This window comes from Dyadobacter sp. 3J3, from assembly GCF_009801115.1.
GTDB lineage: Bacteria > Bacteroidota > Bacteroidia > Cytophagales > Spirosomataceae > Dyadobacter.
The window spans coordinates 24,788-51,219 of the sequence record NZ_VTOL01000021.1 but is presented as its reverse complement, the minus strand read 5'-3'; the positions used below and the strand labels follow the sequence as shown (position 1 = coordinate 51,219).

At 40.2% G+C, this 26,432-nt stretch carries 23 protein-coding genes; 1 reads left to right on the top strand and 22 read right to left on the bottom strand.

Annotation, left to right across the window (positions count from 1 at the left end; genetic code table 11):
* Positions 1 to 78 precede the first annotated feature (78 nt).
* From FZF08_RS28750 to FZF08_RS31645, 15 genes are all read right to left on the bottom strand, one after another.
* Positions 79 to 1,107 (bottom strand): phytase, encoded by a 1,029-nt coding sequence (locus tag FZF08_RS28750; protein WP_159477413.1) that lies wholly within the window; start codon positions 1,105 to 1,107, stop codon positions 79 to 81.
* A 132-nt stretch (positions 1,108 to 1,239) separates the two neighbouring features.
* The gene (locus FZF08_RS28745; RefSeq protein ID WP_159477329.1) at positions 1,240 to 2,502 is read right to left on the bottom strand and encodes a right-handed parallel beta-helix repeat-containing protein; all 1,263 of its coding nucleotides are present in this window, start codon (positions 2,500 to 2,502) and stop codon (positions 1,240 to 1,242) included.
* 38 nt (positions 2,503 to 2,540) lie between these two features.
* A complete protein-coding gene (locus FZF08_RS28740) occupies positions 2,541 to 5,306 on the bottom strand; it encodes a TonB-dependent receptor domain-containing protein (protein WP_310590623.1) in 2,766 nt (921 codons plus the stop codon).
* 242 nt (positions 5,307 to 5,548) lie between these two features.
* Complete coding sequence (locus tag FZF08_RS28735) at positions 5,549 to 7,216, bottom strand: tetratricopeptide repeat protein (RefSeq protein WP_159477326.1); 1,668 nt, start codon at positions 7,214 to 7,216, stop codon at positions 5,549 to 5,551.
* A 607-nt stretch (positions 7,217 to 7,823) separates the two neighbouring features.
* The gene (locus tag FZF08_RS28730) at positions 7,824 to 9,206 is read right to left on the bottom strand and encodes a DUF4932 domain-containing protein (RefSeq protein WP_229216740.1); all 1,383 of its coding nucleotides are present in this window, start codon (positions 9,204 to 9,206) and stop codon (positions 7,824 to 7,826) included.
* 114 nt (positions 9,207 to 9,320) lie between these two features.
* Positions 9,321 to 9,743, bottom strand: a complete 423-nt coding sequence (locus FZF08_RS28725) for a hypothetical protein (protein ID WP_159477320.1) — start codon at positions 9,741 to 9,743, stop codon at positions 9,321 to 9,323.
* A 288-nt stretch (positions 9,744 to 10,031) separates the two neighbouring features.
* The gene (locus tag FZF08_RS28720) at positions 10,032 to 11,081 is read right to left on the bottom strand and encodes a cytochrome-c peroxidase (protein WP_159477317.1); all 1,050 of its coding nucleotides are present in this window, start codon (positions 11,079 to 11,081) and stop codon (positions 10,032 to 10,034) included.
* Positions 11,082 to 11,873 (bottom strand): MbnP family protein, encoded by a 792-nt coding sequence (locus tag FZF08_RS28715; protein ID WP_159477314.1) that lies wholly within the window; start codon positions 11,871 to 11,873, stop codon positions 11,082 to 11,084. It abuts the gene before it with no gap.
* A gap of 103 nt (positions 11,874 to 11,976) precedes the next feature.
* On the bottom strand, positions 11,977 to 12,336 hold the full coding sequence (locus FZF08_RS28710; RefSeq protein WP_229216739.1) for a hypothetical protein: 360 nt from the start codon (positions 12,334 to 12,336) through the stop codon (positions 11,977 to 11,979).
* A gap of 59 nt (positions 12,337 to 12,395) precedes the next feature.
* On the bottom strand, positions 12,396 to 13,229 hold the full coding sequence (locus FZF08_RS28705; protein WP_229216738.1) for an MbnP family protein: 834 nt from the start codon (positions 13,227 to 13,229) through the stop codon (positions 12,396 to 12,398).
* A 4-nt stretch (positions 13,230 to 13,233) separates the two neighbouring features.
* Positions 13,234 to 14,142, bottom strand: a complete 909-nt coding sequence (locus tag FZF08_RS28700) for a hypothetical protein (protein WP_159477308.1) — start codon at positions 14,140 to 14,142, stop codon at positions 13,234 to 13,236.
* A gap of 10 nt (positions 14,143 to 14,152) precedes the next feature.
* On the bottom strand, positions 14,153 to 15,307 hold the full coding sequence (locus FZF08_RS28695; RefSeq protein ID WP_229216737.1) for a cytochrome-c peroxidase: 1,155 nt from the start codon (positions 15,305 to 15,307) through the stop codon (positions 14,153 to 14,155).
* Entirely contained in the window at positions 15,297 to 16,118 is an 822-nt protein-coding gene (locus tag FZF08_RS28690) for an MbnP family protein (protein ID WP_200837188.1), read from the bottom strand. Before FZF08_RS28690 ends, FZF08_RS28695 begins: the two co-directional genes overlap by 11 nt.
* A gap of 176 nt (positions 16,119 to 16,294) precedes the next feature.
* A complete protein-coding gene (locus FZF08_RS28685; protein ID WP_159477305.1) occupies positions 16,295 to 16,633 on the bottom strand; it encodes a cytochrome C in 339 nt (112 codons plus the stop codon).
* Between the two features lie 237 nt (positions 16,634 to 16,870).
* The gene (locus tag FZF08_RS31645) at positions 16,871 to 17,218 is read right to left on the bottom strand and encodes a hypothetical protein (RefSeq protein WP_200837187.1); all 348 of its coding nucleotides are present in this window, start codon (positions 17,216 to 17,218) and stop codon (positions 16,871 to 16,873) included.
* Positions 17,219 to 17,502: 284 nt separating this feature from the next.
* Here FZF08_RS31645 and FZF08_RS28675 point away from each other — a divergent pair, with 284 nt between their 5' ends.
* Positions 17,503 to 17,718, top strand: a complete 216-nt coding sequence (locus FZF08_RS28675; RefSeq protein ID WP_159477302.1) for a hypothetical protein — start codon at positions 17,503 to 17,505, stop codon at positions 17,716 to 17,718.
* A 58-nt stretch (positions 17,719 to 17,776) separates the two neighbouring features.
* Here the strand turns inward: FZF08_RS28675 and FZF08_RS28670 are convergent, their stop codons facing one another.
* From FZF08_RS28670 to FZF08_RS28640, 7 genes are all read right to left on the bottom strand, one after another.
* Complete coding sequence (locus FZF08_RS28670) at positions 17,777 to 18,688, bottom strand: AraC family transcriptional regulator (RefSeq protein WP_159477299.1); 912 nt, start codon at positions 18,686 to 18,688, stop codon at positions 17,777 to 17,779.
* A gap of 18 nt (positions 18,689 to 18,706) precedes the next feature.
* The gene (locus tag FZF08_RS28665) at positions 18,707 to 19,510 is read right to left on the bottom strand and encodes an SDR family oxidoreductase (RefSeq protein WP_159477296.1); all 804 of its coding nucleotides are present in this window, start codon (positions 19,508 to 19,510) and stop codon (positions 18,707 to 18,709) included.
* Between the two features lie 164 nt (positions 19,511 to 19,674).
* Complete coding sequence (locus tag FZF08_RS28660) at positions 19,675 to 20,175, bottom strand: GNAT family N-acetyltransferase (protein ID WP_159477293.1); 501 nt, start codon at positions 20,173 to 20,175, stop codon at positions 19,675 to 19,677.
* Positions 20,176 to 20,239: 64 nt separating this feature from the next.
* Positions 20,240 to 21,352 (bottom strand): hypothetical protein, encoded by a 1,113-nt coding sequence (locus tag FZF08_RS28655; RefSeq protein WP_159477290.1) that lies wholly within the window; start codon positions 21,350 to 21,352, stop codon positions 20,240 to 20,242.
* The gene (locus FZF08_RS28650) at positions 21,349 to 21,981 is read right to left on the bottom strand and encodes an ATP-binding cassette domain-containing protein (RefSeq protein WP_159477287.1); all 633 of its coding nucleotides are present in this window, start codon (positions 21,979 to 21,981) and stop codon (positions 21,349 to 21,351) included. Before FZF08_RS28650 ends, FZF08_RS28655 begins: the two co-directional genes overlap by 4 nt.
* A 300-nt stretch (positions 21,982 to 22,281) precedes the next feature.
* Positions 22,282 to 24,165 carry a hypothetical protein gene (locus FZF08_RS28645; protein WP_159477284.1) on the bottom strand — a complete coding sequence of 628 codons (1,884 nt, stop codon included), beginning with the start codon at positions 24,163 to 24,165 and terminating at the stop codon, positions 22,282 to 22,284.
* A gap of 372 nt (positions 24,166 to 24,537) precedes the next feature.
* Positions 24,538 to 26,358 carry a cytochrome-c peroxidase gene (locus FZF08_RS28640; protein ID WP_159477281.1) on the bottom strand — a complete coding sequence of 607 codons (1,821 nt, stop codon included), beginning with the start codon at positions 26,356 to 26,358 and terminating at the stop codon, positions 24,538 to 24,540.
* Positions 26,359 to 26,432: the final 74 nt, after the last annotated feature.

Genomic DNA, 26,432 nt, shown 5'->3' with positions numbered 1-26,432 from the left:
AGCTGATTACAGCCAGGTGTAACCGGCAGCAATCAGCTTGAAGTTTTAAGATCTAGCCTCAAAGAAATAGTTCCCTTACTATTTCACCTCAATTTTCAACAGCTCTTTCCCTGCAATATCTTCCCAACGGTAGAGGTGAAACGTTTTATTATCACTCATAGCTACAAAAAGTCCATTCCTGAAATTTTTGTTTAATGGAATCGATACCATTTCAGAACCGTCACTATGATTTGCTTTTACTTTTATGGTTTTAAAGAGCTTTTGCATCCCTGTACTATCCAGATTTGGCTGACGGTCAAAAATCTTGAACTGATTTGCTCCCTGATCGGAAACCAAAATATACCCTGTGGTATCCGTAAGCTTATAAATTGATATTCCTTCGTGGTCTTCTGTAAAACCGGTGGTGGCAAAAAGTGCCAGTTCTTTATTTCCTTTTTCAGGATCGGCATAATATTTCCTGACGCCTTTTCCTTCATCTGAATAATATACAAAACCAAGCTGATCATCCACCGCAATCGATTCTATTTCTTTCAAACCGCTGTAAGTACCGAATTTACGGACCAGCGTTGCATTGACTTTTCCACTGCCGTTGTCTTCCAAAAGATATTGCCAAAGGTAACTCCCGCTTGTTGGACCGGTTTTTCTCCCAACGATCGCGTAGATTTTTCCGGACTTGTTTTTATAAAGGCCAATGCCCATTAAATCACGTTCTCCTGCTTTCGTTTGGCCAACAAAAACATCAAGACCTCCCCCATCCACGGGTTTCATATCAGGCAGGGAAAAAATCCTGAGCTTGTGTGTAAACCGCTCTGTAACCACCGCGATATCTGTTAATTTCCCTCCCAGCATCAGGCCGTATTCTACGTCAACATTGTTTGGACGCTGAAGACCCTGAACAACTTTTTCTTTTTGAACTTTCCCTTCAAGATCAAAAACATATAAGCCTCCGTTCTGATCCTTATCCGTTCCAAGAATCAGGCTTTGGGCAGGATCCTGCGGGTTTATCCAAACGGCAGGATCATCCGAATCGTGAGCGACGGTGTCAGTTACAAACAAAGGTTCAACAACAGATATCTCGTTTTCTTTTGAAACAGGCGTTTCAGACATTTGTTTTTTTTCCTGACAACCGCATAAAAGCAACGTCAGGATGGCAATAGGGCAGATCAGATTTTTCACAACAATAAATTGGTAAATCATTAAAAAACTCCCGGAAATGGTTTCAATTCCGGGAGATAAAATTTACTTGGTACCCAACGCACCGATGTAATTTGCTGGTGCAGGAGATTTGTAGGTAATACCGTTTACGACAATGCCGTTTGCAAAAAGACGGGTAAAATCGGTTTTTCCTTTTGTAAGCGCAGGTGATCCGGTTTGCAAATGAAAGTCCCAGGCGTTATCATACGTAGCATTCGCAGTAGCCGTGGACAACGCATAATTGACAAACTTCGGATCATTTTCACCTGCTTTGGCAGAAATAATATCATTAGTACCTTTTACAATTTCGGTTGAAGGCTGGAACTGACTTGTTGTAGTCTGATCATACCCGTAATAGAAAGTATTGCTGATAACCGATCTTGCATCCTCAGGATTTCCCGGATCTCTTTTAATTCCATAGCGGTCATTAGCCAGAAGATTGTTGTACAGATCCACACGAACTGCTTTTTCAAGCCAAACCGATCCGCCTTTTGTGGTTGGTCTTCTCCATCCTGCATTGATAATCGTATTGTTATACCCTACGATATACGCTTGCGGAGTGCGGTCACCCGTGCTGGATAATTTAAGTGCATTTGTATTAGGACTGTAAACAACATTAAAAGCAATATCAGCCTGAACACCTGATTTGATATTAATGGCATCACCGCCGGAAACACCTGTTGTGTAAAAATAATTGTTGGCGATAATAACCTGGCCGCCTTCAATATAAAAACCATCCTCGTTAAAATTACGGATCGTGCTGCCCGTAACAACCAGTTTTCCTTTCACGTTCGGGTAGTAAAGCACAGGAACATGCTGGCCGGCCATTGCTTTGTACAAGCCTGCTTTCACCGATGGCGACTCTTCTGTCGTCACCGCACCACCGTATTCAAGGATGGTATTGCTTAAAACCAATTCTGCGGATTCGGGACCGGCAATAAGCCCGCCCCAAAGATTTCCGTAAAGATTTTTGGCTGTTTTCCAGCTATCGGGTACGGTGAATTTCACAGGTGCCGCAGCTGTTCCCAAACTGTACAAATTCCCTAAGATCACAACTTCCGGTTTGACAACAGAATCACTAAAAAGAACGGTGACACCTTCTTCAATTGTAAGCGATTTGCCTTTCGGAATCTGGATATGGCCGGTAATTTTGTAGGTTCCTCCTTTGGTCCACACACCGGAAACTTCACCTGCAACGGATTCCTGCACTACCGGTACATCAATTACTGGTGCAGTATCCTCACTGTCGTCCGTACAAGATGCGAGCGCTAACATAGCCAGTGCGCAAGAAATAAATAGATTTTTCATTTGAATTCGAGATTGATAAGTAATTTTTATAAAAAGTTTTAGAATTTGAATCGTAAGCCGATCAGGTAAGACCGTTGGTAATAATCACGGCGCATCAACGTTGTTTTCTGGCTGTTTTGATCAGCAACATCTTTATTAGCTGCGCTGAAATTCTTCATAAATACTTCCATCGGCGTATTAAGAAGGTTGTTCGCTTTGACAAAAAGTCCCAGTCCGTTTTTAAGTGTTTTTTCAAAAGATGCATCCAGCTGGATAAATCCTTTTTGCCACAAATCATTGTCCAAAAACTGGGAAACTGTATTGATCCGCTCGCCTGTAAAACCACCTGCCAACTGGGCATCAATTCCTTTTTTCGCGTTTTTGAATAAGAGAGAAAGATTGGCTACGTGAGCGGATTGCCCGTAAAGCGGTCTTGACTGCTCGACGCTAATGGTTTCAAGATCCCCACTTTCATTACGGATTCGTTTGGATTTTGGCGTGGTGATTTCTGAATGGGTATAGGTATAATTTGCCTTTACACCAAACATTTTGATATACTTGATAAAATCCAGTTCAAGTCCGTAGTTGTTTGCATTTCCAAAATTTCCCGGAGAATAAAATATATCCTGACCTCGTATTGCATCTTTTTGTAAGGTATACTCAATTGGATTTTTGATATGTTTGTAAAAAAGACCCACCATAAATTGCTCGGAAGGTTTGGAAAAAAGTTCATACCGAAGGTCAATATTATCAGCAATTGCTCTTTTCAAATCCGCATTTCCACGTTCCTGATATTCCTCGTTTACGATACGATAAGGAACAATTTCAAAAAAACCGGGTCTGTTGAGTGAGCGAAAATAAGAAGCGCGTAGATTGACATTACCGTCTGTTTTATATTTCAAATGCAAACTTGGTAAAATATCTGTATACACCTGGCTCCCTTCCGGCCTTTCCTCACCAATTGGAAATTTCATGGAATAACCCTGATCGGTGGCCTCTACACGCACGCCTCCGAGTACTTCAAGCATCGCAGATTCTGCTTTCAATTGTAGATAACCTGCTTTAATCTGTTCCGATGCATCATAGTTGAGTGCCGTGGCGACAGAGCCACGGGGATTCTGAATTGTAAAATCAATCTCGGAATACTTGTTAAAATCAACTCCGTATTCAGCAAAAAGATTAGTTGGCCGTAACTGATAATTATTATAAAAATTGGTTCGCTTTTTATCCCTGAAAAGTCCGCCTGCCATCCATTCCAGATCGGTCGACCCGACGGTATGTTTGTAAGTAACATTCAGATAAGCAGCAAGATCACGGTCGCTGTTATGTTCCCATCGTACCGTTGCATCGTCTACGGTTGTTGGTTTATCTACAAAATTCTTGCGAACTCCCGCCAGCGGAATCGTTACATTATCGGGAACTTCATTAGTTGCCTTGGAATATACAGCCGACCAATTTACTCCCCAATGTTCGTCCAGCTGATGTTTACCCTGCAATGTGCTATTGAAAATTTTCTGGCGGGTTAAGCGCGAACGGGTTGAATATCCCAGCGTAGCATTTCCCAGCACCGGATCATAACCGCCAATCGTCAGCTGGGTTGATTTCACATCTCTTACCTGGACATTGGTCAGGCTCATGAGGGCATTATAAAACTGGATTTTATTCCGGTCATTAATACGAAAATCCAGTTTGGAATGAAGACCATAGCGTGTCTGCTGCTCGGAATATTGCCTTTCATTTCTTTTAGTAAGCGTCTCGCCTCTAAGTGTGTCTACCGTTTCTGAATCAAAGAAAAGGCTATTGCTTCCACGGAATGTATTTTGATAACTTCCTGCTAAAAGCACACCAAGTTTCCTGTCAAAATAACGATTTCCAATGGCCAGACTTCCCAGCAAATTCGGAAGCGGCGACTTGGAACTGTATTGTAGTGGTGCTTTGGAAAAATCGGAAGGAGTAGCATTGTACTGACTTCCGTTTTTTTCATAAGGTGATTTGGTCTGAACATTTTTATAATCGTAACTCTTGAAATCACGCTGCATAAAAAGCTCGTTATAACCACTTGAAATATTGGCCGATAACATAAACCGGTCCGGTGCATCTTTCATAACCAGGTTTACGGCTCCACCAATGGCGTCTGCCTCCATCGACGGTGTCAGCGCTTTGTATACTTCGAGGCGATCCAGCAAATCCGATGGAAAAATGTCAAGAGGGACATACCGGTATTTATTGTCCGGACTCGGAATTTTCACCCCGTTTACCAGCGTATAGTTATATCTTTTATCCATCCCGCGTAAAATCGCATATTGCCCGTCGCCGTTGCTGTTACGCTCGATGGAAATACCCGACATTCTTTGAATAACGTTAGCAACAGTAAGATCAGGCGAAATCTGGATCGTTTTGGCTGAGACAATATTCATGACCTGGCTCGCACTGCGTTCCATAGATCTGGCGGCCTGATCCGTCGTGTTGTCTTTTTTACCAATCACGGCCACTTCATTAAGCATCAGATTGGCGGCAGGTTCCAGGAAAATGTCCAGTTGAAGTTGTCCTGACTTTGAGATTTCAAAATCCTTGATGATAGTCTGATAAGAAAGATGGCGTACAACCAGCTTGTAATTTCCCTCGGAAATGTTTGCGATTGAAAAACTTCCGTCCAGCCCTGATACATCCTGAAAACTTGTCCCTTCAATCATCACAACGACGCCAAGCGCTGGCTGCCCGGTTGCTGCTTCAAGCAGTTTTCCTTTTAAAGTTCCGGCAGATGCAGATATTGAAATCAGCAAAAAGGCTATTATAAAATAAAATCTGTAAACCATGTTTTCCATTCGCAAGCGTTAAAGGATCAAAGCAACTATTTGCTTTCTCCGATGATGATACGAAGGTGTGCAAACAAATTGCAGCGATCCAAATAAGGCGCGTTACAAAAAGGAAACAGCCGGATTTATAGCGTTACAAGAAAGAAACAAAGATGAATATATCAATTTAAAATACTGATTTAAAGCAAATTAAGAAGTAAAAAAAAGCCATTAAGCTTCTGTTAAGTTACTATTATCTAAATGTTAAGAAGTTAAATTGTCTGAATAAAGGCTGAAAGATTTTCGCCTGCTGCAAGATTGAGTTTCTTTCTGAGACGGTGACGCATAACTCTGAGGCTATCCTGGGAAACGCCCAGTAAGGTGGAAATATCCGAAGGCGTCATATTCATTTTGATCAGGGCTATCAGCCTCAAATCATTTGACGTGAGCGCATCGCATTGTTGTTGAAGTCTGTCAAAAAATGACTGGTGAACCTGCTCAAAAATCCCTCTGAATTCTTCCCAGTGCTGATCGTCACTAAGCCCTTCACTGATTTGCAGCGATAGTTGTTTGATCTGTTTTTTCTGATCCCTTTTTTCTTCTTTCACCATCGCTTCCAGCTGCGACTGCAAGTCTTCCAGCAGTTTATTTTTGCGGATTACGTGCAGGGTATAGCTGGTGAGTTCCTTGGTTTTTATTTCGAGCTGCTGTGTAAGGTTTTCTTCCAAAAGCCTTTTATTTTCAAGTTCAGCTTCCATCAACTGAGCCTGAGCCTGAAAAACCTGGCTATTCTGTGCATGTAGTTTTTGTTCGTTTTTAATTTTCAGACGCTGTCTGCTGATAATCAAACCTGTTATTAAAAGAACCAGAACAATGACAACTCCTGCCGAAATATTGACCAAAAGATCTGTCTGCCTTGCATGTACCAGACTTTCTATTTCGTTGTCTTTTTTTTCAATTTCATACAAGGTCTGAAGCAAAGCAAGTTGTTTGTTGCTTTCCTGAGAATATATATCGTTCAGGTACTGACGGGACTGGGCGAGATAATAAAAGGCGCTGTCGTTTTTGTTTAAAAAATTATACGCTTTGGCAACGTCATTACTGGCGCTTGAAAGTTGATAATATTCTCCCTTTTTCATTGCCAGATCAAGCGCTTGCAAACTTAGTGCTAACCCTTGGCGATACTTGCCGGTTTTACGTAAAACATCTCCCAAATTATTAAGAATTTCGATTTGAGCAATCTCATTTCCACTGCGTGTATTGAGAAGATAAGCCTTGTTGAAATAAACATAGGCAGAATCATATTTTTCTTTATCCTCATAAATGCTGCCAATATTTTCATAGATCTTCGCAATTCCCCGCTCCTCTTTTATTGTCGTATATGCCGACAATGCCTTATTTTGAAAATAAAAAGCGCTATCGTAAAGCTGCTTTTTTTCATACAGATATCCTATATGGCCGTAGACAAGAGCCATACCAGATGTCAATTTAAGCTGTTTATAGTGGCTTAAAGCTTCGTTATATTGTTTCCTGGCCTGAGCCGGTTGTCTGCTCCGGTAATACAGCTCCCCCAAAAGCACAAGATTTTCTGCCAGCGGTTTTTTATCAGGATGATTTCGGTAAATTTTATCTGCCCGAAGAAGATAATCCAGTGCCTGCGGATAATGCCCGGAAACAAATAGCAATTCTCCTATTTGCTTTAAATATCCGGCGGACGAAAGCTCGTTATTGGCAGCAACGGCTTTATTGTACTTTTCTTTCAGTACCAAAAGCAGTGAATCCGGCCTTGAAAAACTGGTATTTGTCTTTAATACGCTGTAATCCAGTGGAGCATAAAACTCCGGAGTCTGCGCGTTGCATACCCTTGTCAAAACAAGAAAGAACAGACAAAAAGTTAAAAGGCAGTTTTTGGGTTTATTTTCTATTTCCAAATAATTCATTGTATAGCACTGAGTAAATCGCAAGGCAAGTTACGACCAGATCTCCGTTTTTCTAATACGGTACTACGGGCAATTGCGCTTGCGCAGTGGAGGCATGCATCTGAACCATTTCAACAGGTACTTTTTGCTTGATCTGCTAGTTTAAATTATTGTTAAATTCCTATTTGTCGTTTAAAATGAAAGCTCACTATTGATGTTTTAAAAGAATTCAGAGGCACTATGTTATTTAAAATAATACTAACTTACGCCGTAATCTCATTCATTCTATTATTGGAACCATCTTGAATGGAACGCTGGCCGACCAGTTCGCAGATCGCTAAGAACTGCCTTTTTCCATGAATTAATAGAATGAACGTTATGCAAATAACAGGTTTCGCCTGTATAGATTGGTCTAGGACCACAGGAACGTACCAGCTAATAGCGCCCGGTTTCTGTTGCAGATTACAGGCGGCCGATATACTGGCCGCCATTTTTTTTGTTTGATCTTTAACTTTTCCGGTAATCTTGTGATTATGAGTCATTCTATTTCCCCGGCAGACTTCTCGACAAGGTAAACCTGACATGTTCTCTCCCTTTGAAAGGAAGCTTTGAAAACCAGCACATTAATTTATGTCTTGTTATTCTCAAACCAGCTTATAATTTCCGGATATAAATCAGCTACAACCTGCCCCTTTTTCCTTTTTTTGTAAAGTGCCACCACAAATTGATCAAACTCGGCAAATTTTAAAAATCCCCGCGAATTAACCATCATATTTTCCGTTTTTTTGATTAGCTTATCCTGTTCTTTTTCAGGCAAATAATCTATGTAACGCACACAAACAAGCGCCCAGTTCATATATTCATTGAAGGACGAAAAGGCATCATTATAATATTTAGCCGGTTTTTGCGAATCGTTCCATCTACCCAAATTCTCAAAAGCCTTTTGAATCCTGTTGGCATATTGCGGCTTTTCACTTTCAGGATTGATAAAGGCATGATTAAGTTCAGTGAACACAATATTACCATCCACTACCAATAAAGCCTCTTTCGAATATGATTCGGATTGCTCTTTGCCCCGAAAAGGAAAATTCACATGCGCCTGGGCTTCTTTAAAATTATCATAATCAAACCAGGTTGCTGATTGATTACCTGCAACGAGGGGTGAAAATATGATTTTAAAAGAATCGTATCGGGTCGATGGGAAATTAATTTTGAGCCATTTTTGCATTTCCGGTACGCCAATAGAATCTCTGTAATTCTTTATGAGTCCATTATAATATGCCTGGTGAACTGTGTAGAAATCGGAAAATCTTGTTTTCTCTGCAAACTCATGCAGTTTTGGTATCATGTAGGCGATATTATTTGTTTGCGAAAAACCTATTCTATCATAAACCGTACTTTGCAATATATGCCCGTCTTTAAATTCGAATGCGTAGGCATCCATTTTTATCGCGGAATAATTTTCTGAATTTTCGAGTGCCAAATTAACCTCCATCACTACGGGTTCATTTGAGAATTTGTCAAACCAGTGAAGCACGTCGGCATAATAAGGGGTATTTTTCATTGCCATTCCATTATCCTTCTTCCCTTCCTTTGTGAGAGCTATCACAACATTCATAAGTTCGTATACCTGCGGGATCTCTACAAATGTTTTGCCTTTATGTACTTTTTTATACGAATCCGAAAACCTTGCACGTGGTAGATCCAAACTTCCCTTGATTGCGGTGAAAGCACTATCTTTTCCATTGATCAAAACTACAAACGAATGATAGTCTCCGGGTTTTACGTTAAACTGAATAGAATCTATATCGGTAATAAAAGTGACAAACCTGCCTTCCATCGGAACATAAGCATCATATACATCCGGCCTGACCGAAGCATCCAGATTCCATCCTCCCTTTCTTAATTTGTCTCCTACCCTGATATCAACAATTTTACCTGATGCTTTTACAATTTTGTTCCCTTGGGAATAGGATTTAGCTACATTCAAAAGCAAGATAAATGCTGCCATTATGCAGCTAAATGTCTTCATCGTCATATTAAATATAAGTTTTATTTAAAAGACTGTCGACAAGTAAATTTAATCATTCCTGATGTTTCGTGGCTCGTGTTTTATATCATGAATTCAAAAAAAGCCCGTTTTCAAAACAATCTGACCAGCCACATTCTTACTTTGTTCAGGTATATAAGTCAACTGTGCAGCCGAAGAATCTCTTAGAAGTTTTCTTTTAAAAGCTGCATGAATCTCACCGGCTGGTATTTTAATAAGTTCTGAATAAAAGCGTCTATACGTTTTCCCCTTCTGGTCGTGAATGTAAAGATCTAATCTGAGGCCATAGTTTGCATTAGACAGACCGTCGACGCGGATGAAAATCGAATCCTTTTTCTCTTTCTTTGACAAAATTTTGAAACTATTGCGGCTATCAAGTTTATTAATAAAATGTTCGTCATAATCCGGCTGCAAAATTAAATAAATGACTCCGCCTGCAAACAGCAAGGCGGTAACCGCGGCATAAACCCATTCTTTTTTTTTAATCCACTTCATCATCAAAACAGGTAAAAACTTTAAAACGAGTCACAATAATAGTAATACTACTACAAAGTTAAACAAGCATAACTCACTATGAAGGAGTTAACAGAATGATAATATACATCGACTCTTTCTGTAAAATTTACCGAATTGAAACAAACTTATGCAGGATCAGTTTTCGAAATGTATGCGGCTGAGCTTTGGACTGCCATCGGGAAGAAGTTTGCAACAATCAATCTATATCTTGGAATGCTTGCGGGCAGATAACAGCTCGTTTACTACCTGACTTAATATAACAACATATTATTAATGTTTACTTAACAGAGGGTTGCCAACAAAAGTGTAATCCGTTAAAGTGGCAAGAAATGCAATTATCGCCTCTTTTTCCTCTTTCGTTAATTTCATACCCGTTTTCGGAAGTAAAGGATCAAGTGTCGGTGAATGCCGGATATTTTCAGAATAGTTGTCGATTACATTTTGTAAAGTGGCAAAGCGGCCGTCATGCATATAAGGAGCGGTTAATAACAGATTTCTCAACGAAGGGGTTTTAAAACTTCCCAGATCAGAAAGATCATAACTGATCCGGTATCTGCCCTGGTAAATTCCTTCGTGATCGGTGTTACTAAAATCTATGTCAATACCATTGTTATGATAGCTGTAATCTGTAAAAAGTTCACCTGCGTGACATCCCTGGCACTTTGTTCGAACGAGCTCCATACCTTTTAATTCAAGCGAACTCAGGTTTGCACCGGGTTTCCTCAATTTATATTGATCATATTTCGAACTGCCAGAAATCAGCGTTTTTTCAAATTGTGCCAATGCTTTGACGATATTCTGCGGTTTGATTTCTTCATTGAATACTGTTTTGAAACTTTGAACATACATTGGAACGGCATTAAGCTCGGTAACTAGCTGGATTAAATCCTGGCCCATTTCGTCGTGTGCCGTTAACGGACCAAACGCCTGTGATTCAAGATTGGAAGATCCTCCATCCCAGAAAAAACCATGATCCGCCCAGGCCAGATTGAAAAGAGCTGGTGTGTGCCTGAGAAGACTGGTACCGGAAGCTCCGGCGCTGGTTAATGCAACGCCGTCACTAAAAGCTTTGGATTGCAAATGACAGCTTGCGCAGGAAATATTATTGTTAGCCGAGAGTCTTGTATCAAAAAACAATTCCCTTCCCAACGCTACACCGCCTGATGTTACAGGGTTTTCTGTGTCGGCAGCAGGCGGTGGAAAGTGCTCCGGAACCTCCAGGTGATACACCTGAGGCTCCGAAACATTTTCATTCTTGCTGCACGCTGGCAGGACATTTATTAAAATCCCTGCCAGAATGATTGCTTTGAATTGATTCATTTATTTTGTGGCCGAGCCGAGCGTAACAGCTTTGGTTGCCATATTTCCGGCAACCGCAGACATTAAAGTTGCACTGGCCGCATTGATCTTTGGATTTTTGACAAGATCAACCCCATCAAATATTTTTGTGACATCCACATTAAGAATCACCGGTTTTGATAAATCAACACTGGAAGTAAATTCAACAGATACCGTTTTAAAATTGGCGTTCAATCCCGTTTCTGATGAAAACGTGGCGGTATCTGTCCCTTGCTTTACTGTTCCTGCAATGGATGAGAAAATGTAACTTGTATGCCACATCCAGGCAATGCTGCTCATACCGCTGGCAATCGAAAGCTCGCCCGCCTGTAAGCTCAGATTATCATTGTATTTAGGATCCACGCCAATTGAAAATGTGATTTTTTTGTAATCACCAGCCGGAATATCATTAAGCGTGATGGATTCGCGCTTGTTGGCCGGATAGATCATATTATTATCATTAACCGTTCCGGTAAGATCCATATCCCCGACTTCTTCCATCAGATAGTAAGAATTTGGCACTTTATATTCCACACCTTTCGAGTCGGTAAGCGAAATATTGCTCACCCAATACCTGAGTTTTGTAAAATTATAAACCTGAGTACCGATTGTAAAATCTTTGTTCAGGGCAAAATCCGAACTGCCTGCACGTGCATCGAAAGTAATCGTGGTCTTTTGAGAAGCAACCGGCGTCACCGATTCAGAAGAATCATCATCATTTGAACAAGAAGAAAACAAGGCCGCAGCCGCTAGTAAAATCAGAATATGTTTCATAGAATTTGTTAGTAATTGAAAGCCGGAAAACGACAAAAAAAGACATAGTTTTTCCAGGCATTCATGAAATGCTTTTTTTGATATTGATAAATTAAACAGAGAATTAGAAGTCCGAGATGGCCTGTAAAAACCTCGGCGGACGAATGATTTGACCTAAAAAGGCCATGTAATGTGCTAATGTATAAGTAAAATAAACCGGTTTTTTTCGGATAAATAACTTCTCAGCAAATGTGAATGAGAAAACCGGAACACAGAATAACTGGGCAAGAGGCATGTTTTCTACCCGTTCCGTTGTTTCCTTGTCCTTCTTTTCCTGCTGTTTTTTCAACAATTTGGCCAGATAGCATTTTCCGTTGCACAATAGTGCAGGGCGGTTTCGGTTTTCGCAAAGAACCTTGGCAATATACGTTCTGTTGACATGGAAATAGGCAACCGTTCCCCACGGACTAAGTGTGGGTAGCATAATAGAACATAATACTATATAAGCAATAACGGAACGCATGACCGGGAATCAAATTCTGGTTATTTGGAAACTGAATTTATCTTATCAATCCTGAACATATTTTTGTAATTATTGGCGACCTCGGCTGAAAATATAAAGTCAAACATTATGCTCGGATGTTTCTCAATGCTGAGCGGCACAGGCCCGTCAAAAACTTTTTTCACATCGGCGATAATGCCAATTTCGGGAATTGTATCTTTTCCAACCACTGCTTTATTGCCAGCGAAGTCCAGTTTTATGGTTTTGATATTATTAACCGTTTTGCTGTCGTAACCTCCAAAAAAACCGATATGATAATAAAACTTACCATTTGCAGAAGTAGACTGCGAAGAATATCCTTCAAATTTCAGAAAAATATAACCCGAACTCCACGCCCAGTACATGCCATCGCCAGCCATATCTCCGGATGGATCCAGTGCTCCTCCCCGCTTCTCAATTCCCGAAACACTTCTGAGACTATCCACACCCAGAATATATTCCACGCCGGTGTAACTGCCTTTTGGGATACGGTTCAGGGTGATGGTCCGGGAAAGAGAATCCTGCTCCACTACTCTGAAATAACTGGAATCCTGTGGAATAATATACTGCGTTCCATCGGCGCGAAGGAGCTTGATGTTGGTTACGAAATAATTGAATTTTGTAACCGTAAAATCTTCTCCGACACTATTTTTGTACACAGCGTCATTCAGTACCAGATCCTGATTACCAACAACATTATCAAATTTCAAACGCAATTTCCCATCACCTTCTACCTGAACCGGTTCAGGCTCTGTGGACTCCTTATCATCATTACATGCGGCCAAAATGCACAAGGAAAAAGTGGCCAGACTAAGGATATAAATAAGTTTTTTCATAAAATTAAAATAAGAATCCCACCTGAATAAGTGCACGTGAACGCGCCTGTACAAAACCGGTTGAAAGATTTTGACTTAAAGGTTTTTGTGCGCTTAACCCAATTGTCCAACGATTTGCAAAAAGTGTCAGCCCAACGGTCCCGCTCAACAAGGTCCCTCCTGTTTCCAATACCTTTTTTCCATCACGTACACCAAGCTCTGATTTTTCAGCATACACACCCACATTGGGTGTCAGCGAATAAGACCCAACTTTGAAGGAGCGATACAAATCCGCCGTTCCGTAAAGCTGGTTACCAAAACGGTAATGGTCAGAATTTGTGGTGTTAAACTTCCGGGAAACGTTCATGGCAAGTCCCCATTGATCTTTATTGATGGTATAAAAAGCATTCAAAATATAATCGGTAGTACCCGTTCCTGATTGGAAATTGGCGTTTGCTACATCCGTGACATTGTTTTCATCGTAACGAAAACGTCCTGTTGGTAGTTTGATTCCGCCGCCCACCATCAGTGTGTGATTGAAAGCCGAACTTTTTTCTTTGTCCATCAATGTGTTGATGACATTGTAGTTGACAAGGATGGTTGCATCACTAAGGCCATTTTGTTTTTTGGTATCCGAAGTAGTAACCTGCTGGGCAAAACGATACGGAAGAAATGCCATTACCTGCACTCTTTTTATTGGAAAAAAACGTGCGTAAACCTCCGTAACATTAAAGGTTTCTTCGGTTCTGAGTACGTGGCTGTCCGGATGTGTGACAAAATTCATGCGGTTGTAGCGTATACCCAGCAGCGATTTGTTCGACTGGGGCATCAAACCAAAATAAGCGCCGCTGTTTGAGCAGCCGCAGGCATCGCAGGCAAAAGTCGCCGGCGACCATAATAAAAGAATATAAAGGGCAATATATCTGGTTTTCATAAATCTGTTTTTATAATGCAGTACCAACTCCGGGATCGGAAAATCGTTTATCAGCAATAAACTGCTCATCGTTCAGGGTTTTCAAAAAGGCAATGATTGAAAGTTTTTCCTGCGCCGTTAATCGAATGCCACGTTTTTGACCCGCTACCATCAGTACCGGATCCAGTGTCGGTGACACATACATACTATCTGTTTTGCTGCTGTTCTGATCATTGGCATAATGATCAAGTACTTCCGACAATGCGTGGAAACGTCCGTCATGCATATAGGGAGCAGTCAGCGCGACATTTCTCAAACTTGGCACTTTGAATTTCATCCGGTCGCCTTCGTCAAGTGTGATGGCGTACCTTCCCTGATCATTGATTTTGTTTGGGGTAATACCATTATTCCGAAAGCTGAAATCAGTAAATAATTCACCCCCATGACAGCTGCCGCACTTTTGTTTGAAAAGTACCAGGCCTTCTTTTTCCTGTGTAGTAATCGCCGAAGCATCGCCCAAAACATAATAATCATAACGCGAGGTAGCCGAAACCATCGAAAGCATAAACTGTGACAAGGCTTTCATCATTCGTTCGGTATTAATTTCTTCCGAACCAAAAGCAGCCTTGAACATCTTCGGATAGTTTACCGGAACAGCGGCACCTTTAACAGGCGTGTTTCTTAGTTTCTCCATCACATTACCAACCGTTTCTCCCATTTCAACCTTGTTCTGAATTGGCGCGGGCGGGACAAAATCAAGGTCATGAACGCCTCCGTCCCAAAAGAAAGATGTGCTCCATGCCAGGTTTTGAACTGCTGGCGCATTTCGAGTCCCCAACTGATCATCAACACCATGGCTGAGCTCATGCCCATGATGTGTAAAAGCGGCAGATTGCTGATGACAGGTACCACAGCCAATATCATTGGTCCGTGACAAAATTCCGTCGTAAAACAAAAAGCGCCCCAGCTCCACTCCTTCTACTGTAAGAGGATTTTTTGACATATCATAAACCGGATCTGGAAAATGTGATGGCTTCATCCAGTTGACAGGTTTAGGAATGCCTGTTTCAGGGTCAGGCGTTTCACTATCAGATTTACATCCGCTAACAATCATACCTGAAAAGAATATCAAAGCCAGACAAATTTTACGCATCAGGTTAAGATTTTCATTTAAATTAATCCGCATGAATATGATCCAAAGTGAACATATTGACATAATTATTAGCAATGTTTTGAGAAAAGTCTGTAAACATTACACCCGTATTTACCTTGATACTAACCTGGGTGAAACCGCTGAATATTTTCAATACATCTGCCAGTAGATGTACTTCCGGACTCAAATCTTTGGTCACCGACGCTTTTTTTCCTCCAAAATCAACTTTTACCGTTTTAAGATTATTGATTGTTTTTGCATTGCGGCCACCGAATCCACCGATATGATAATAAAACTTGCTATTTGCCGAAGTAGCGACTGACGAAATGCCTTCCAGTTTCAAGAAAATATAGCCCGGATTCCAGTCCCAGTACATCGCTTCATCATTGGTTGGGCCGCTACCGATATCCAGTATTCCTGTGCGCTGCGAGATGTCTGAAACACTTTTCAGACTATCCACACCGATAATAAATTGCACGCCGGTGTATTCTCCGGCAGGTACATTTTTTAAGGTTACCGTCTGAGATTCCGAATTGGATTCACGGATTAAAAAGTAGCTTGAATCTTTTGGAATGGTATAACTACTTCCATCCGCCAGTAAAAGTTTGATGTTTGAAACATAATAATTCAGTGTTGTTACCGAAAATGATTCACCCGCTGCATTCTGGTAGTTCCCGGAATTCAGGGCCAAATCACGGTCTCCTACTACATTATCAAACTCAATTCTCAGATCGCCTTTGCTGGTCGGGTCAATCACTACATCATCATTTGAGCAGGAAACCAGCACCAGAGAAGCACATAAAAAAGAAATTAAAATAGAAACGGACAAGTATTTGATTTTCATAATTTTAACAATAAAATATCAACAGAATATATTTAAAAAATCTTAGAAAACGGCCAGACAAACGTCCTGGCAGTTTTTCTCATTACAGTTTATCCTTATCCAATATGCAGCTGATTTATCTGCCTTTGAATGGGGTTTATGCAGGATGGTATTTTGATAAAATCCACCACTTTCATTTATTTCTTAGCCAAGGAATTAATCCAGCCGGCAATGACTAACACATCTTCTTTTGGAACATGTTTCATCGGAGTCATCGGTGGATAACCCGGCCAATTCGCAGGCTTGGGATTGTAAACCAGCTCCAGAATCTGTTCTTTGGTATACTTCTTTTTGGCAACTTCCATATAGGCTGGCCCAACCACACGTGTATCGGCTTTATGACAAGCCAGACAGGCATGTTTCTGCAACAGCTTTTCTATATTTTCAGGGATTTTAGCAGCGTGCGCGATATTTTGTCCACGACAAATTGATGCCGAAAACAAAAGCGCAGCAGCCACTACAAACAATTTGTTCATGGCGATATAAAAGAAAAGAAAGAATTTATTGATCAGCAAGTGCTGACTATCAGATCAAAAAATATCCTGAAAACCGGAATTTTGACCTTAACAGAAAGACACGTTTTGGATGGGAATTACCATTTTACAGGATTTTCGGAACCAATAGTTTATATAACCCGGAAAACATAGGCATCTCGGCGTTAAAACAGAATTTGAGTCCTGCTTGAACAAAGAAAAAAATTTCCTGAAAATGGTTTAAGCGAAAGTTGGCGGATGAAAAATATCCGGAGAGAGCTTTGAAATTTTTACTTGCAACAAGAAATTGTATGAGACCAGATTGGATTCCCGCAACTGACATGAAGGCATATCCAACTCATAACTTTTCAACTCCATCGGTTGAAAAAGCAGCTTGGACATATAGTCTCTTTCTGCCTGTTTCTTTTCCTGCTCTTCAAGCGCGGCCAGTTTTTTTGCCAGATAACATTTTCCGTCGCAATGCAGCTGCGGCCTGTTACGATTTACACAAAGATTTGCAACGATGTAATCACGACGAACTTCGAAATCCAGATACAACAACGGAATCACCCACACTTTTATAAGCATGAGGCTTAGCAAACCAAGAGCAATCCATTGTTTAAATTTGTCCACCGATAATGATCATCGTAATACATTGGCAAAGCTACGTAATGAATCAATACGGAAAATATTTTTTTGAAATTAATGGTGCTTTAAGCCATTCCGATTAAACCTGCGCTACCTGTCCGTTAGCTTTTTCCCGGCCAACAATTTCTTAAATAAGTACATATCAGTTTATAGTTTAAAATCGTTAAAATACTGACTACAAGTAAACTTATAAGCCAAAAGAGTGATTAAACGATCAAAAATTTATGAAAAAGCTACTTACTCTTTCTATTTTTTTCATATTAACAATTACCTCTTGCAGCAATGATAAAAACCTGGCGGAGCCTAAGAATGAAAGTGAAAGCGAAGAACTTTATACCACCAGGGAGTTCGAAGTTGACGGACCCACTTATATTGACTATATCAATTCAAAAGGAGTAACAGAATTTACCATGGGTGGTAATTTGATTGATAAAAAATGAAATAAGCCAACCGGAACATCCGGTTAACTTATCTATAAAATACGGATTACTGCAACTCTTAATTAAACGTTTGCCGAAATTCCAACGGCGAAATATTCGTTTTCTTTTTAAAAAGTTTGTTGAAGGATTGCGGATATTCAAAGCCTAGTTGATAGGCAATTTCAGCAACTGAAAGATTGGTTATCGTGAGGTATTCTTTTGCCTTTTCGATCAACTTTTCCTGAATATGTTGCTGTGCACTTTTTCCGGTAAGAGAACGCAGCAAATCACTTAAATAATGAGGCGAAATATGAAGTTGCTCCGCTATCGATTCCACACTGGGAACTCCATTTTCAATGCTTTTTTCCTTATCAAAATATTCACTCAAAAGCGTTTCCATTCTTGTCAGCACATCATGATTTACGGCTTTTCGGGTAATAAATTGCCTTTCATAAAAACGGTTGCTGTAATTTAATAACAGATCAATCTGGGAAAGAATAATATCCTGGGTATGCCGGTCGATATGCTGATATTCAGCCTGGATTTTCTCAAAAATTTCAACGATATTTTTCTCTTCCTTTTCTGAAAGATGCAGCGCTTCATTCACGGCATAAGAAAAAAACTTATAGTTTTTGATCGTGGTTGCAAGTGGATGTTTATACAGAAAATCGGGATGGAATAAGAGCGCGTATCCGGTGCCGGATTCCGAACCTAAAACTTCGTCATGAGGAGCATTTAGCGACTGAACCTGTTTTGGCGCAATAAAAGTCATTAATCCCTTATCATAATCGTAATACTGCTGACCATATTTTACTTTTCCAGTGATATCTCTCTTCAAGGAAATACAGTAAAAATTCATCCAAAAATGCTCCCATGCCTCGCTGTTAGTAAAACGCATATCCGCAACTCGCAATACCGTTACCAGCGGATGCAACGGTTCCGGTAAGGATACCAGGCGACAAAACTCAGATATGGAATTAATGTTATTCATTCGGATTTAGTTTTTTGATTATCCCAGGATCTGTTTTCTGATCTCTTTTCTGGATTCTTCACTTCCAATTTCCAACCGCCTTGCATACATCGCTTTCGCATCCTCTCCTGCAATATAGCGAATCTGATCTTTTCCATCTGTTGCGGCTTCGTAGACAACTTCTGCAATTTGTGCCGCCGTTGCGGCTGACTCCATCATCGCATCTGTCATGGCAAATAATTTGTCTTCCAGATCCTGATAAGCCGGGTGTAAACTCCGATCAAGCGACCGGTTTAAAAAATCTGTTGCGATACCGCCGGGAGCGACCGTTTTTATACCAATATTATGTAAACCCAGTTCAAACGACATACTTTCCGACCAGCCTTCAATCCCAAATTTGGTAGCATGATAAATGGAATGTAATGGAAATCCTAAAAGTCCACCCATAGAGGTAGTACTGATAAACAGACCACTTTTCTTTTCTCTGAAATGTGGAATATAAGCATGTGCGACGCGGATTACTCCGAGAAGATTGGTATTCACCTGTTTTAAAATCTGTTCATCGGTAAATGCCTCCAATGCACCCATCAAGCCATAACCAGCATTGTTAAACACCACATCGACGGTATGTAGAGAAATTGCTTTTGCTACTGTAATTTTAACCTGTTCGGGATCAGTTACATCCAGTGGCAACAATGTTACGTTTTCTAACCGGCCCAATTCTGTTTCCTTTTCAGGATTCCGCATGGTTGCGATTATATTCCAACCCTTTGACTGAAATAATTTAGCAGTAGCTTTGCCCAAACCTGTTGACGCACCCGTTATAAATATTGTCTTTTGCATTTTGCTTTATTTTAATTTTTACAATGCAAAATTCTGACAAACTCAGGTGAACCTTGTTTCCAAATCGGACTTAGTTGTGTCCGGATTGCGGGAAATATTTTATAACTGATATTGTCAAAACAGTTGTTGAAGAATTTTTCAACTTCCAAACAAGCCATCCAACCCTACAATTCAAGAAGATAAAGCCAGTATCTTTTCCCTAGTCTGGGTTCCAGTTCTTTGTATTTATAAAAACCGGCCGTTTCATAAATATGGCGCGCAGCGTCCATGAATTCCGAAGTATGCAAAGCAATCGTTTTTTCATTGGTCGTTCTGGCAAAATCAATACACATTTGGGTCAGCTGTCTGCCTATACCATTTCCTGCAAAATGCGTATGTACGCCCACCATTCTCAGGTAAGCCCAGTTTTCCTGAAAAATATCTGTTGGATTTCCGTTAGGTATGACAAACGCCATGCCAATAATCTCCTCCTCAAATTCACAGATAAAACAAGTCGATTTACTCAATAAATAAACATAATTATCTTCGTTTTCCAGATATGTTTTCAGCTTTTCCCAATGCTCCACTGTTAACTGATTTTTAAACTGGCCAAAGGAATTTAATCCAACCAATTTAAGTTTTTCCGCATCATCCAGTGTTGCATTTCGGTAGGTATACAGGTTCATTTTTTTTCAAATTAACACAGGATGAATAGGTTAAATATTTTTCTCACCTCGGAATGTCCCTGACTTATTCCAATAACCTGTAATAACTTCGGTTAAAAATAAAGATAGAAACCCCAATATAAAAAATCGTCAGCCAGTAAATACCCCCGAACATAACCGCAAGCGAGGAACAAATAAACAAGGCAAAAACGATTTTTAAATAATCTCCCATCTTTTGATTTTGCCAATATAAAATGGTCCGTAGCAAAAGTGCGCAACTCAAACCCAATAATGAAACCCGGACCGCTATTGAATTGTACAGACAGAAAAACAAAATGATTTCAGGTACTATCAGCAGGAAATACAGAACAGCAAATTGAAAATATAATCTCTGTTTCGTGTAAGGAAAATTACGAAAAACGGTTAAATAAGACCGCTCAAATTCGTTCGACTGATAAATCAAAACAGTATGAGCAGCAACCACCCCCAGAATGCTAATGCCTGCTATTCGGATATCGTTTGGATTATCCCGAAACAAGGCATACATACCAATAATCAGAACTGCTGAAATCGCTTTGATTATCCCAATTGTGAGTTTGAATTTGTAGACAATCTGATAAAGAAAAAGGCTGAAAAATGGTTTTGGGAAATTTTTTAATAAATCCGGGATATATGATTTTGATTTTTCTTCACCAGGATTCTTCAATAATCTGGTGTAATACCATGCGCTTCCCAAAAGCAGTAACAGCAAGTAGATAGGAATAATAAGCGGGATCAAAAGGTAATCGAAGACAAATCCTACACCGATGGCAAAAAAACCAAGTACCAGAATGGGTATCGAAATTACGGATTGAAGTATGAACCAGGTCTGAAATTGTTTTCTCAACGACATTGCGTTGCTGCTATAAAACAAAAACTGATGCTGATTCAATGTCAATTGCGCTGCTACATATTGACAACTCTTCACAGTATACCCGAGCCAGATCAGGAAAAGCATTCCCATTGCAACAGGATTACTAACCGAAGTAAGCACCAGTTTTAGATTGTTTAAAAGGATTTGTTCCTGGTTAAGATGGGTTTGGTTCAGGACATTGGTAAAAAAGAAATTAATAAATAAAGTCACAAACAAGGTTAACAGCAAACCCGCATGAACTTTGTAAAAACCGGCAGCAAACGTTTTTATCAAAATCTTTGTCATACGTATTTTATAGTTTGATCATCCACCAACAACTCTTGTATGGTTGGTAAAAAAGAATCTTCCAGAGCCTGATGTGACGAAAGTAAAAAGCTTGTCCCCTCTTTGGAATAATATTCGACAATCCAGCTATACAAGGTTTTTAGGGATTCGCTGTCCATGGTAATGAGCGGTTCGTCCAGCAAAACCAGTTTGGGGTGACCGATAAATGCGAGTAAAAGTGATAGTTTTTTCAGCATACCGCTCGAAAAAGTACCGATCGGATCTCTCACGTAAGCCTGCATTTTCATGGTTTCTATAAAATAATCAGCCTGGTTTGTGGGCACGCCTTTTGCTTTTGTAAACAATTTGATTAAATCTGTTCCTGTCAGAAATTCCGGGAATACCGGTTCAGCTTCCGCGAAATTGACCTGTTTCCGGTAAGCTATGGGCTGTTTTTTTATGCTGATGCCCGAATTTAACACAAGTTCTCCCTCAAAGGCAATGATGCCAGCCGCGGATTTTAGAAATGTACTTTTTCCAGTCCCGTTAGCCCCTCGAATCCAGTTAATTCCTGATTCTATTGTTAAATTATCAACTTCAAGAACGATGTCTTTTTTATATGATTTCTTATAATTCGTAATTTTCAGCATTGGGTATGATGTGTAATCTGTTTGGCAGGTCGCTTAGATTACTTCAAAAGTATATAAAAGAAAGTATTATATGTAAATTAAATTTGGTGATGCCAATTTTATTTCAATTACCTGATTTGTTGCCAGTTTTTTGATAAATCCTGATAACGAGGGCAAATTTTCGTCATTTTTGCCCTCTTTATTTTAACAGCGGTAAAAATTGCCCTCGTTATTTAACATTCAAGGGATGCATCGATTACCTACATAATACGAAATATATAACGATTCATTCGAGCATCACTTAACATTCATCACTCAAAATCAAAGCTTTGAAATCTTAACATTCCCAATATAACAATTAACCGTTTCAGGTTCCTGCGTAAAATTTCTAATGACCAAATTGTAAACCAAACCGCCAGGAATACTGCAATCACCGCAAGGTTTACCATATTTAGTTTTAAACTGTAAAGAATTAGTAAGTTCCTTCCCGTTGAGAGACATAGAGATCATCTGGCCTTTCTTAACCAATTGAACATGTACTTTGCGTTTTGTACTGGTAAATACTGGCTGGGTTACGTTGAAATAGCCACCCTTATCATTATAATCCATTTTAGAAGGGTAGTTTAAAAGATCGATTTTTAATTCTCCCCGGTAATCATGATTCGCTTCCAACGCACTTTGATTGCCGGCTGTAATGCTGGTTGTCAAAGTGGAAGAATATACAACGCCATCGCTGCCCTTCTTACTTCCTTTTAATTCCATGGTAAGATTTGCGCCCCACCTGCCATCAAATCCGGAAGTGACAACATCGTATTCCAGGCTGAAATTCTCGGGCAAACTCTGCAACGTAGCAGGCGATAATTCATTACCATATCCCAGTTTTAACCAGTTCCTGGTTTCGCCTTCAATTTTGGAAATGATATGCGGTTTTCCCGTCGAACTAAAATGCCAGCCAGCCGGTTTCCCTCCCACCTGCTCCTGAGAAAAATCGTCAAACAACACGACACCGGCAGGTAGATTTCCCTGTTTTTTTGCAATTAAACTTTGTGTGCCCGCCGTCTTATTCCGGTAAGCATCCAGCCTCACTTTTAAAGCAACTGCATTGGCTGGCGAGTACATTTTACCTTTAATTTTTTCGGCATCATAAAAGTAATTATAGATATAATCATAGTTGATGTTTTGAGACATCGCTGTGTACATTTCAAACAACTGATTACCATTTTCTTTGTTTTCAAATGGAAATGCAACAGCCACCCACAAAGGAGTTACGTCATTCACTTTGGCCATTATTGTCGCATCCAGTTTCATAACCTGATACGCCTGATTCAGTTCTTTTGCATAATTATCTATTTTAAAAATATCCGGATCGGTTTCAAAGCTGAACATGTTGGGCTGCATACTCCGGATTACTGCTGCTTCTTTCAGGGAATTTGCGTGACGGCTTTTTAATTCCTGTATTTTCTTTCTGTATTTGGCAATATCCCCTTTCTCAAAATAGTCCAGCGCTTCTTCCTGACTTTTCTTGTTATCCGGCCATTGCGATACAACCTGCTTTCTCTTGTCTTCAAGCACTTTTTGCAGCCCCTCTTCCGCCTTTTCCAAAAGTTCGCCTTTACTCACCGGAATCCATGGAAGCTTGTTATCCGGCGCCAGGTATACTGTACACCAATCATTTACCCTAGTGATGTATCTGTAAGCATTGGGATGAATACGCGGGTCTAAACCATTTCGCCGATCATTCTTCTGACTATCAGCACCATAGCCGTCTGGCTGTATCGCAAAATAAAATTCATTTCCAGTGTTTATAAAACTAATTGGATGGGCTCCAAATAATTGGTTAGCAGCCATAACAAATTTTGTATTTTCTTCGGCTATTGGCTTGAAATTGCCATTGGCTTCCGTCCACTCCTTATCGTGACTTACATTCCAAACCAGAAAATCAACCCCATATCCTTTGCTGTTGATGTACCGCGAGGAAGTACCCAAACCACCAACAGGCGTATAACTCGCTTTCATCCATTTAACCATCTCATTGACAATGACCTCTTTCTTTTTCCAAATCGGGTCAGTCTGCGGTTTTAGATGATCGAATCTGTTATTGCTCCACCAGCCAATTACACTGTCCTGTATGTCCTGATCATGGTTGCGCTGGGCAAAACCGGTACAGCTTATTCCTAATAAAAACAATAGTACAAAGTATTTCATAAGGCTTCAATTATATACAAAACCAAATTCCAATCCACTGATTAGCAGATCGTAAAACCAAATTATAAAAAAATATACAATCAAAAAATAAACAGGGAGATTTAGGAATTTCTTTGAGTAAGCGGTAAGATTAAGCTTTTGCTATACCTGATAAATTTGTCAAATGTCTGCACCATGTTCAGCAGCAAACACCAAAAGTTGACCTGATATTCGATGGTGGTGATATTGTTTTTGACATGAATTAAGAGAGCAGAGGGTGAAAAGTTAATTTTTTCATCCGCCCGATAATTCAATTGCGCATCCATTTCACGTTTTTAAGCGCGAAATGGATCATCTCTTCTGTTGAGTAATAATTTATAATTAGTTTCAAAATTACAAGACACGCATAAACGCGACCAGCGCTTTTTTCTCAGGAGTTGTTAAATTCAGTTTATCAAAAGGTAAAGTCTGGTTGGGAAGTTCAAAACCAAGTCCGTTTCCTCCTCCCTGATCGTAAAAATCAACCACTTCTTCGAGCGTTTTATAAACACCATTATGCATATACGGAGCCGTTTTTGAAGCCTGCCTGACCGTTGGTGTTTTAAAAGCATACAAATGCGGCTCACGTTTGGTCAGTATAAATTTACCAACATCGGCATCCACTTTTTTACCTTCCGCGGTTGACGGGACACCCAAAACTTCACTTTCTGTTTCCTGATAAAAAGGAGGAACGGTTCCATTGAATAAAGGAAAAAAATGGCAGGTAGCACATTTCCCTTTCCCCATAAATACGTTGAAACCTGCTTTTTCTTCCAGTGTCAGGGTATTGGTTTTTCCTTGAAGATAGGTATCCAGCCTCGACTCCGGCATTCTGAGTGAGCGAATGTAACTTGCAATCGCATTTTTCAAAGATTCTTCATTGACACCATCTTTATAACTCGCTGCAAATAATTTAGCATACTCAGGATTTTCTTTCAATGCTTTAACTGCAAGGGGTAACGAACCGTGCATTTCCTGTTTGTTTTGTATAACGTCCGTAGCCTGATCCTCCAAAAATGAAACCCTGGAATCAGCAAACTGGACGGCTTGGAATGCGGCATTTAATAAGGTTGGTGCATTTCGGCTAATACGTTTCCCGTCAAAACCAACAGCTAAACTTTTTGTTTCACCATCACTAAAAGCTTTATCCGGCTGGTGACAACTGGCACAGCTCCTACCAGCACCGGCAGAAAGAACCGGATTAAAAAATAGCATTTTACCCAGTGCAATTTTTCCGGGCGTACTATGCTGTTCATCCATATTGACAAAATAATCACCATTAAAAACGCCGGTATCGGTCAGCGTTTTTGCAGAGGCGGACAAAAACCGGCTTTCTGTAAATACCGGAATTTCCAGGCTTTTTTGAGCATCCAGTAAAAGTGTACTTAGCTCATTTGCGTTATTTTTGATAAATTCCAGTCGGTCAAAATCATCAAAACTACCAGAATTATGTAGGTTAACGATTGCTTTTTCAAAAGCCTTGTTCAGCCGATCGGAAAGATCTTTATTCTTTTTGTCGAGCGCATACACCTGTAATCCTTCACGCATTCCCGTCAATGCGCTGGCTGCTTCCGGCAAAGAATGAAAGGCTACCGGGGAATCAAATCCCGTAATTCCCTGGGTTTGAATACGAAATATTTCCAGACGCATCGCATCAAAAACATGACTGTCGGTAAGCTCATTACTTTCAGAAATTTTGCGCAACCGGTTTACTTGTAAGCGAAGCACTATGGTTATTTCCAGTCCTTCCGAGAAGGCTGACGAATCTACAACCGGGAAAACAAGTTCTTCCAAAACCTGAAAACCTTGCGGGGGATTTACACGAAGATCATCGTCCACCTCAGGAATATTAGGTCCGTTAAGTGCCTTGGTTGTTTCAGGACTGTAATAGGCGGAAATAAATTCAAGTTTTTTGTAAGCCAACCTCGCGCTGCGAAAGGCATTTTGTATAACGGTGTCAGACTGTTTTGTTTTAAGATCATGCTGCAACCGGCTAACAGCCGAATCCAGACCATTTATATCCTGCATAAAAGTCTGTTTGATAATCTGCGCCTTGGAATGTTTCTGTTCTGAATCGGCACCAGACTGACATGAGGTCAGGAAAATGCCAAGAATAAGGAAACTAAACAACCCGTATTTCCTACCGCAAAAAAGCAGTAAAGATTTAAAAATCATAAAGATATTTTGAAAAAATGTGGGATTTGAAAATACATAAGACGCCTGGCCAGAGAAATTCCGGACAGGCGTCT

Excerpts from the sequence above, each read along its gene's own strand:
- FZF08_RS28750 (WP_159477413.1), bottom strand. The coding sequence starts at position 1,107 with ATGTCTGAAACGCCTGTTTCAAAAGAAAACGAGATATCTGTTGTTGAA.
- FZF08_RS28745 (WP_159477329.1), bottom strand. The coding sequence starts at position 2,502 with ATGAAAAATCTATTTATTTCTTGCGCACTGGCTATGTTAGCGCTCGCA.
- FZF08_RS28740 (WP_310590623.1), bottom strand. The coding sequence starts at position 5,306 with ATGGAAAACATGGTTTACAGATTTTATTTTATAATAGCCTTTTTGCTG.
- FZF08_RS28735 (WP_159477326.1), bottom strand. The coding sequence starts at position 7,216 with ATGAATTATTTGGAAATAGAAAATAAACCCAAAAACTGCCTTTTAACT.
- FZF08_RS28730 (WP_229216740.1), bottom strand. The coding sequence starts at position 9,206 with ATGGCAGCATTTATCTTGCTTTTGAATGTAGCTAAATCCTATTCCCAA.
- FZF08_RS28725 (WP_159477320.1), bottom strand. The coding sequence starts at position 9,743 with ATGATGAAGTGGATTAAAAAAAAAGAATGGGTTTATGCCGCGGTTACC.
- FZF08_RS28720 (WP_159477317.1), bottom strand. The coding sequence starts at position 11,081 with ATGAATCAATTCAAAGCAATCATTCTGGCAGGGATTTTAATAAATGTC.
- FZF08_RS28715 (WP_159477314.1), bottom strand. The coding sequence starts at position 11,873 with ATGAAACATATTCTGATTTTACTAGCGGCTGCGGCCTTGTTTTCTTCT.
- FZF08_RS28710 (WP_229216739.1), bottom strand. The coding sequence starts at position 12,336 with ATGCTACCCACACTTAGTCCGTGGGGAACGGTTGCCTATTTCCATGTC.
- FZF08_RS28705 (WP_229216738.1), bottom strand. The coding sequence starts at position 13,229 with ATGAAAAAACTTATTTATATCCTTAGTCTGGCCACTTTTTCCTTGTGC.
- FZF08_RS28700 (WP_159477308.1), bottom strand. The coding sequence starts at position 14,142 with ATGAAAACCAGATATATTGCCCTTTATATTCTTTTATTATGGTCGCCG.
- FZF08_RS28695 (WP_229216737.1), bottom strand. The coding sequence starts at position 15,307 with ATGCGGATTAATTTAAATGAAAATCTTAACCTGATGCGTAAAATTTGT.
- FZF08_RS28690 (WP_200837188.1), bottom strand. The coding sequence starts at position 16,118 with ATGAAAATCAAATACTTGTCCGTTTCTATTTTAATTTCTTTTTTATGT.
- FZF08_RS28685 (WP_159477305.1), bottom strand. The coding sequence starts at position 16,633 with ATGAACAAATTGTTTGTAGTGGCTGCTGCGCTTTTGTTTTCGGCATCA.
- FZF08_RS31645 (WP_200837187.1), bottom strand. The coding sequence starts at position 17,218 with ATGCTTATAAAAGTGTGGGTGATTCCGTTGTTGTATCTGGATTTCGAA.
- FZF08_RS28675 (WP_159477302.1), top strand. The coding sequence starts at position 17,503 with ATGAAAAAGCTACTTACTCTTTCTATTTTTTTCATATTAACAATTACC.
- FZF08_RS28670 (WP_159477299.1), bottom strand. The coding sequence starts at position 18,688 with ATGAATAACATTAATTCCATATCTGAGTTTTGTCGCCTGGTATCCTTA.
- FZF08_RS28665 (WP_159477296.1), bottom strand. The coding sequence starts at position 19,510 with ATGCAAAAGACAATATTTATAACGGGTGCGTCAACAGGTTTGGGCAAA.
- FZF08_RS28660 (WP_159477293.1), bottom strand. The coding sequence starts at position 20,175 with ATGAACCTGTATACCTACCGAAATGCAACACTGGATGATGCGGAAAAA.
- FZF08_RS28655 (WP_159477290.1), bottom strand. The coding sequence starts at position 21,352 with ATGACAAAGATTTTGATAAAAACGTTTGCTGCCGGTTTTTACAAAGTT.
- FZF08_RS28650 (WP_159477287.1), bottom strand. The coding sequence starts at position 21,981 with ATGCTGAAAATTACGAATTATAAGAAATCATATAAAAAAGACATCGTT.
- FZF08_RS28645 (WP_159477284.1), bottom strand. The coding sequence starts at position 24,165 with ATGAAATACTTTGTACTATTGTTTTTATTAGGAATAAGCTGTACCGGT.
- FZF08_RS28640 (WP_159477281.1), bottom strand. The coding sequence starts at position 26,358 with ATGATTTTTAAATCTTTACTGCTTTTTTGCGGTAGGAAATACGGGTTG.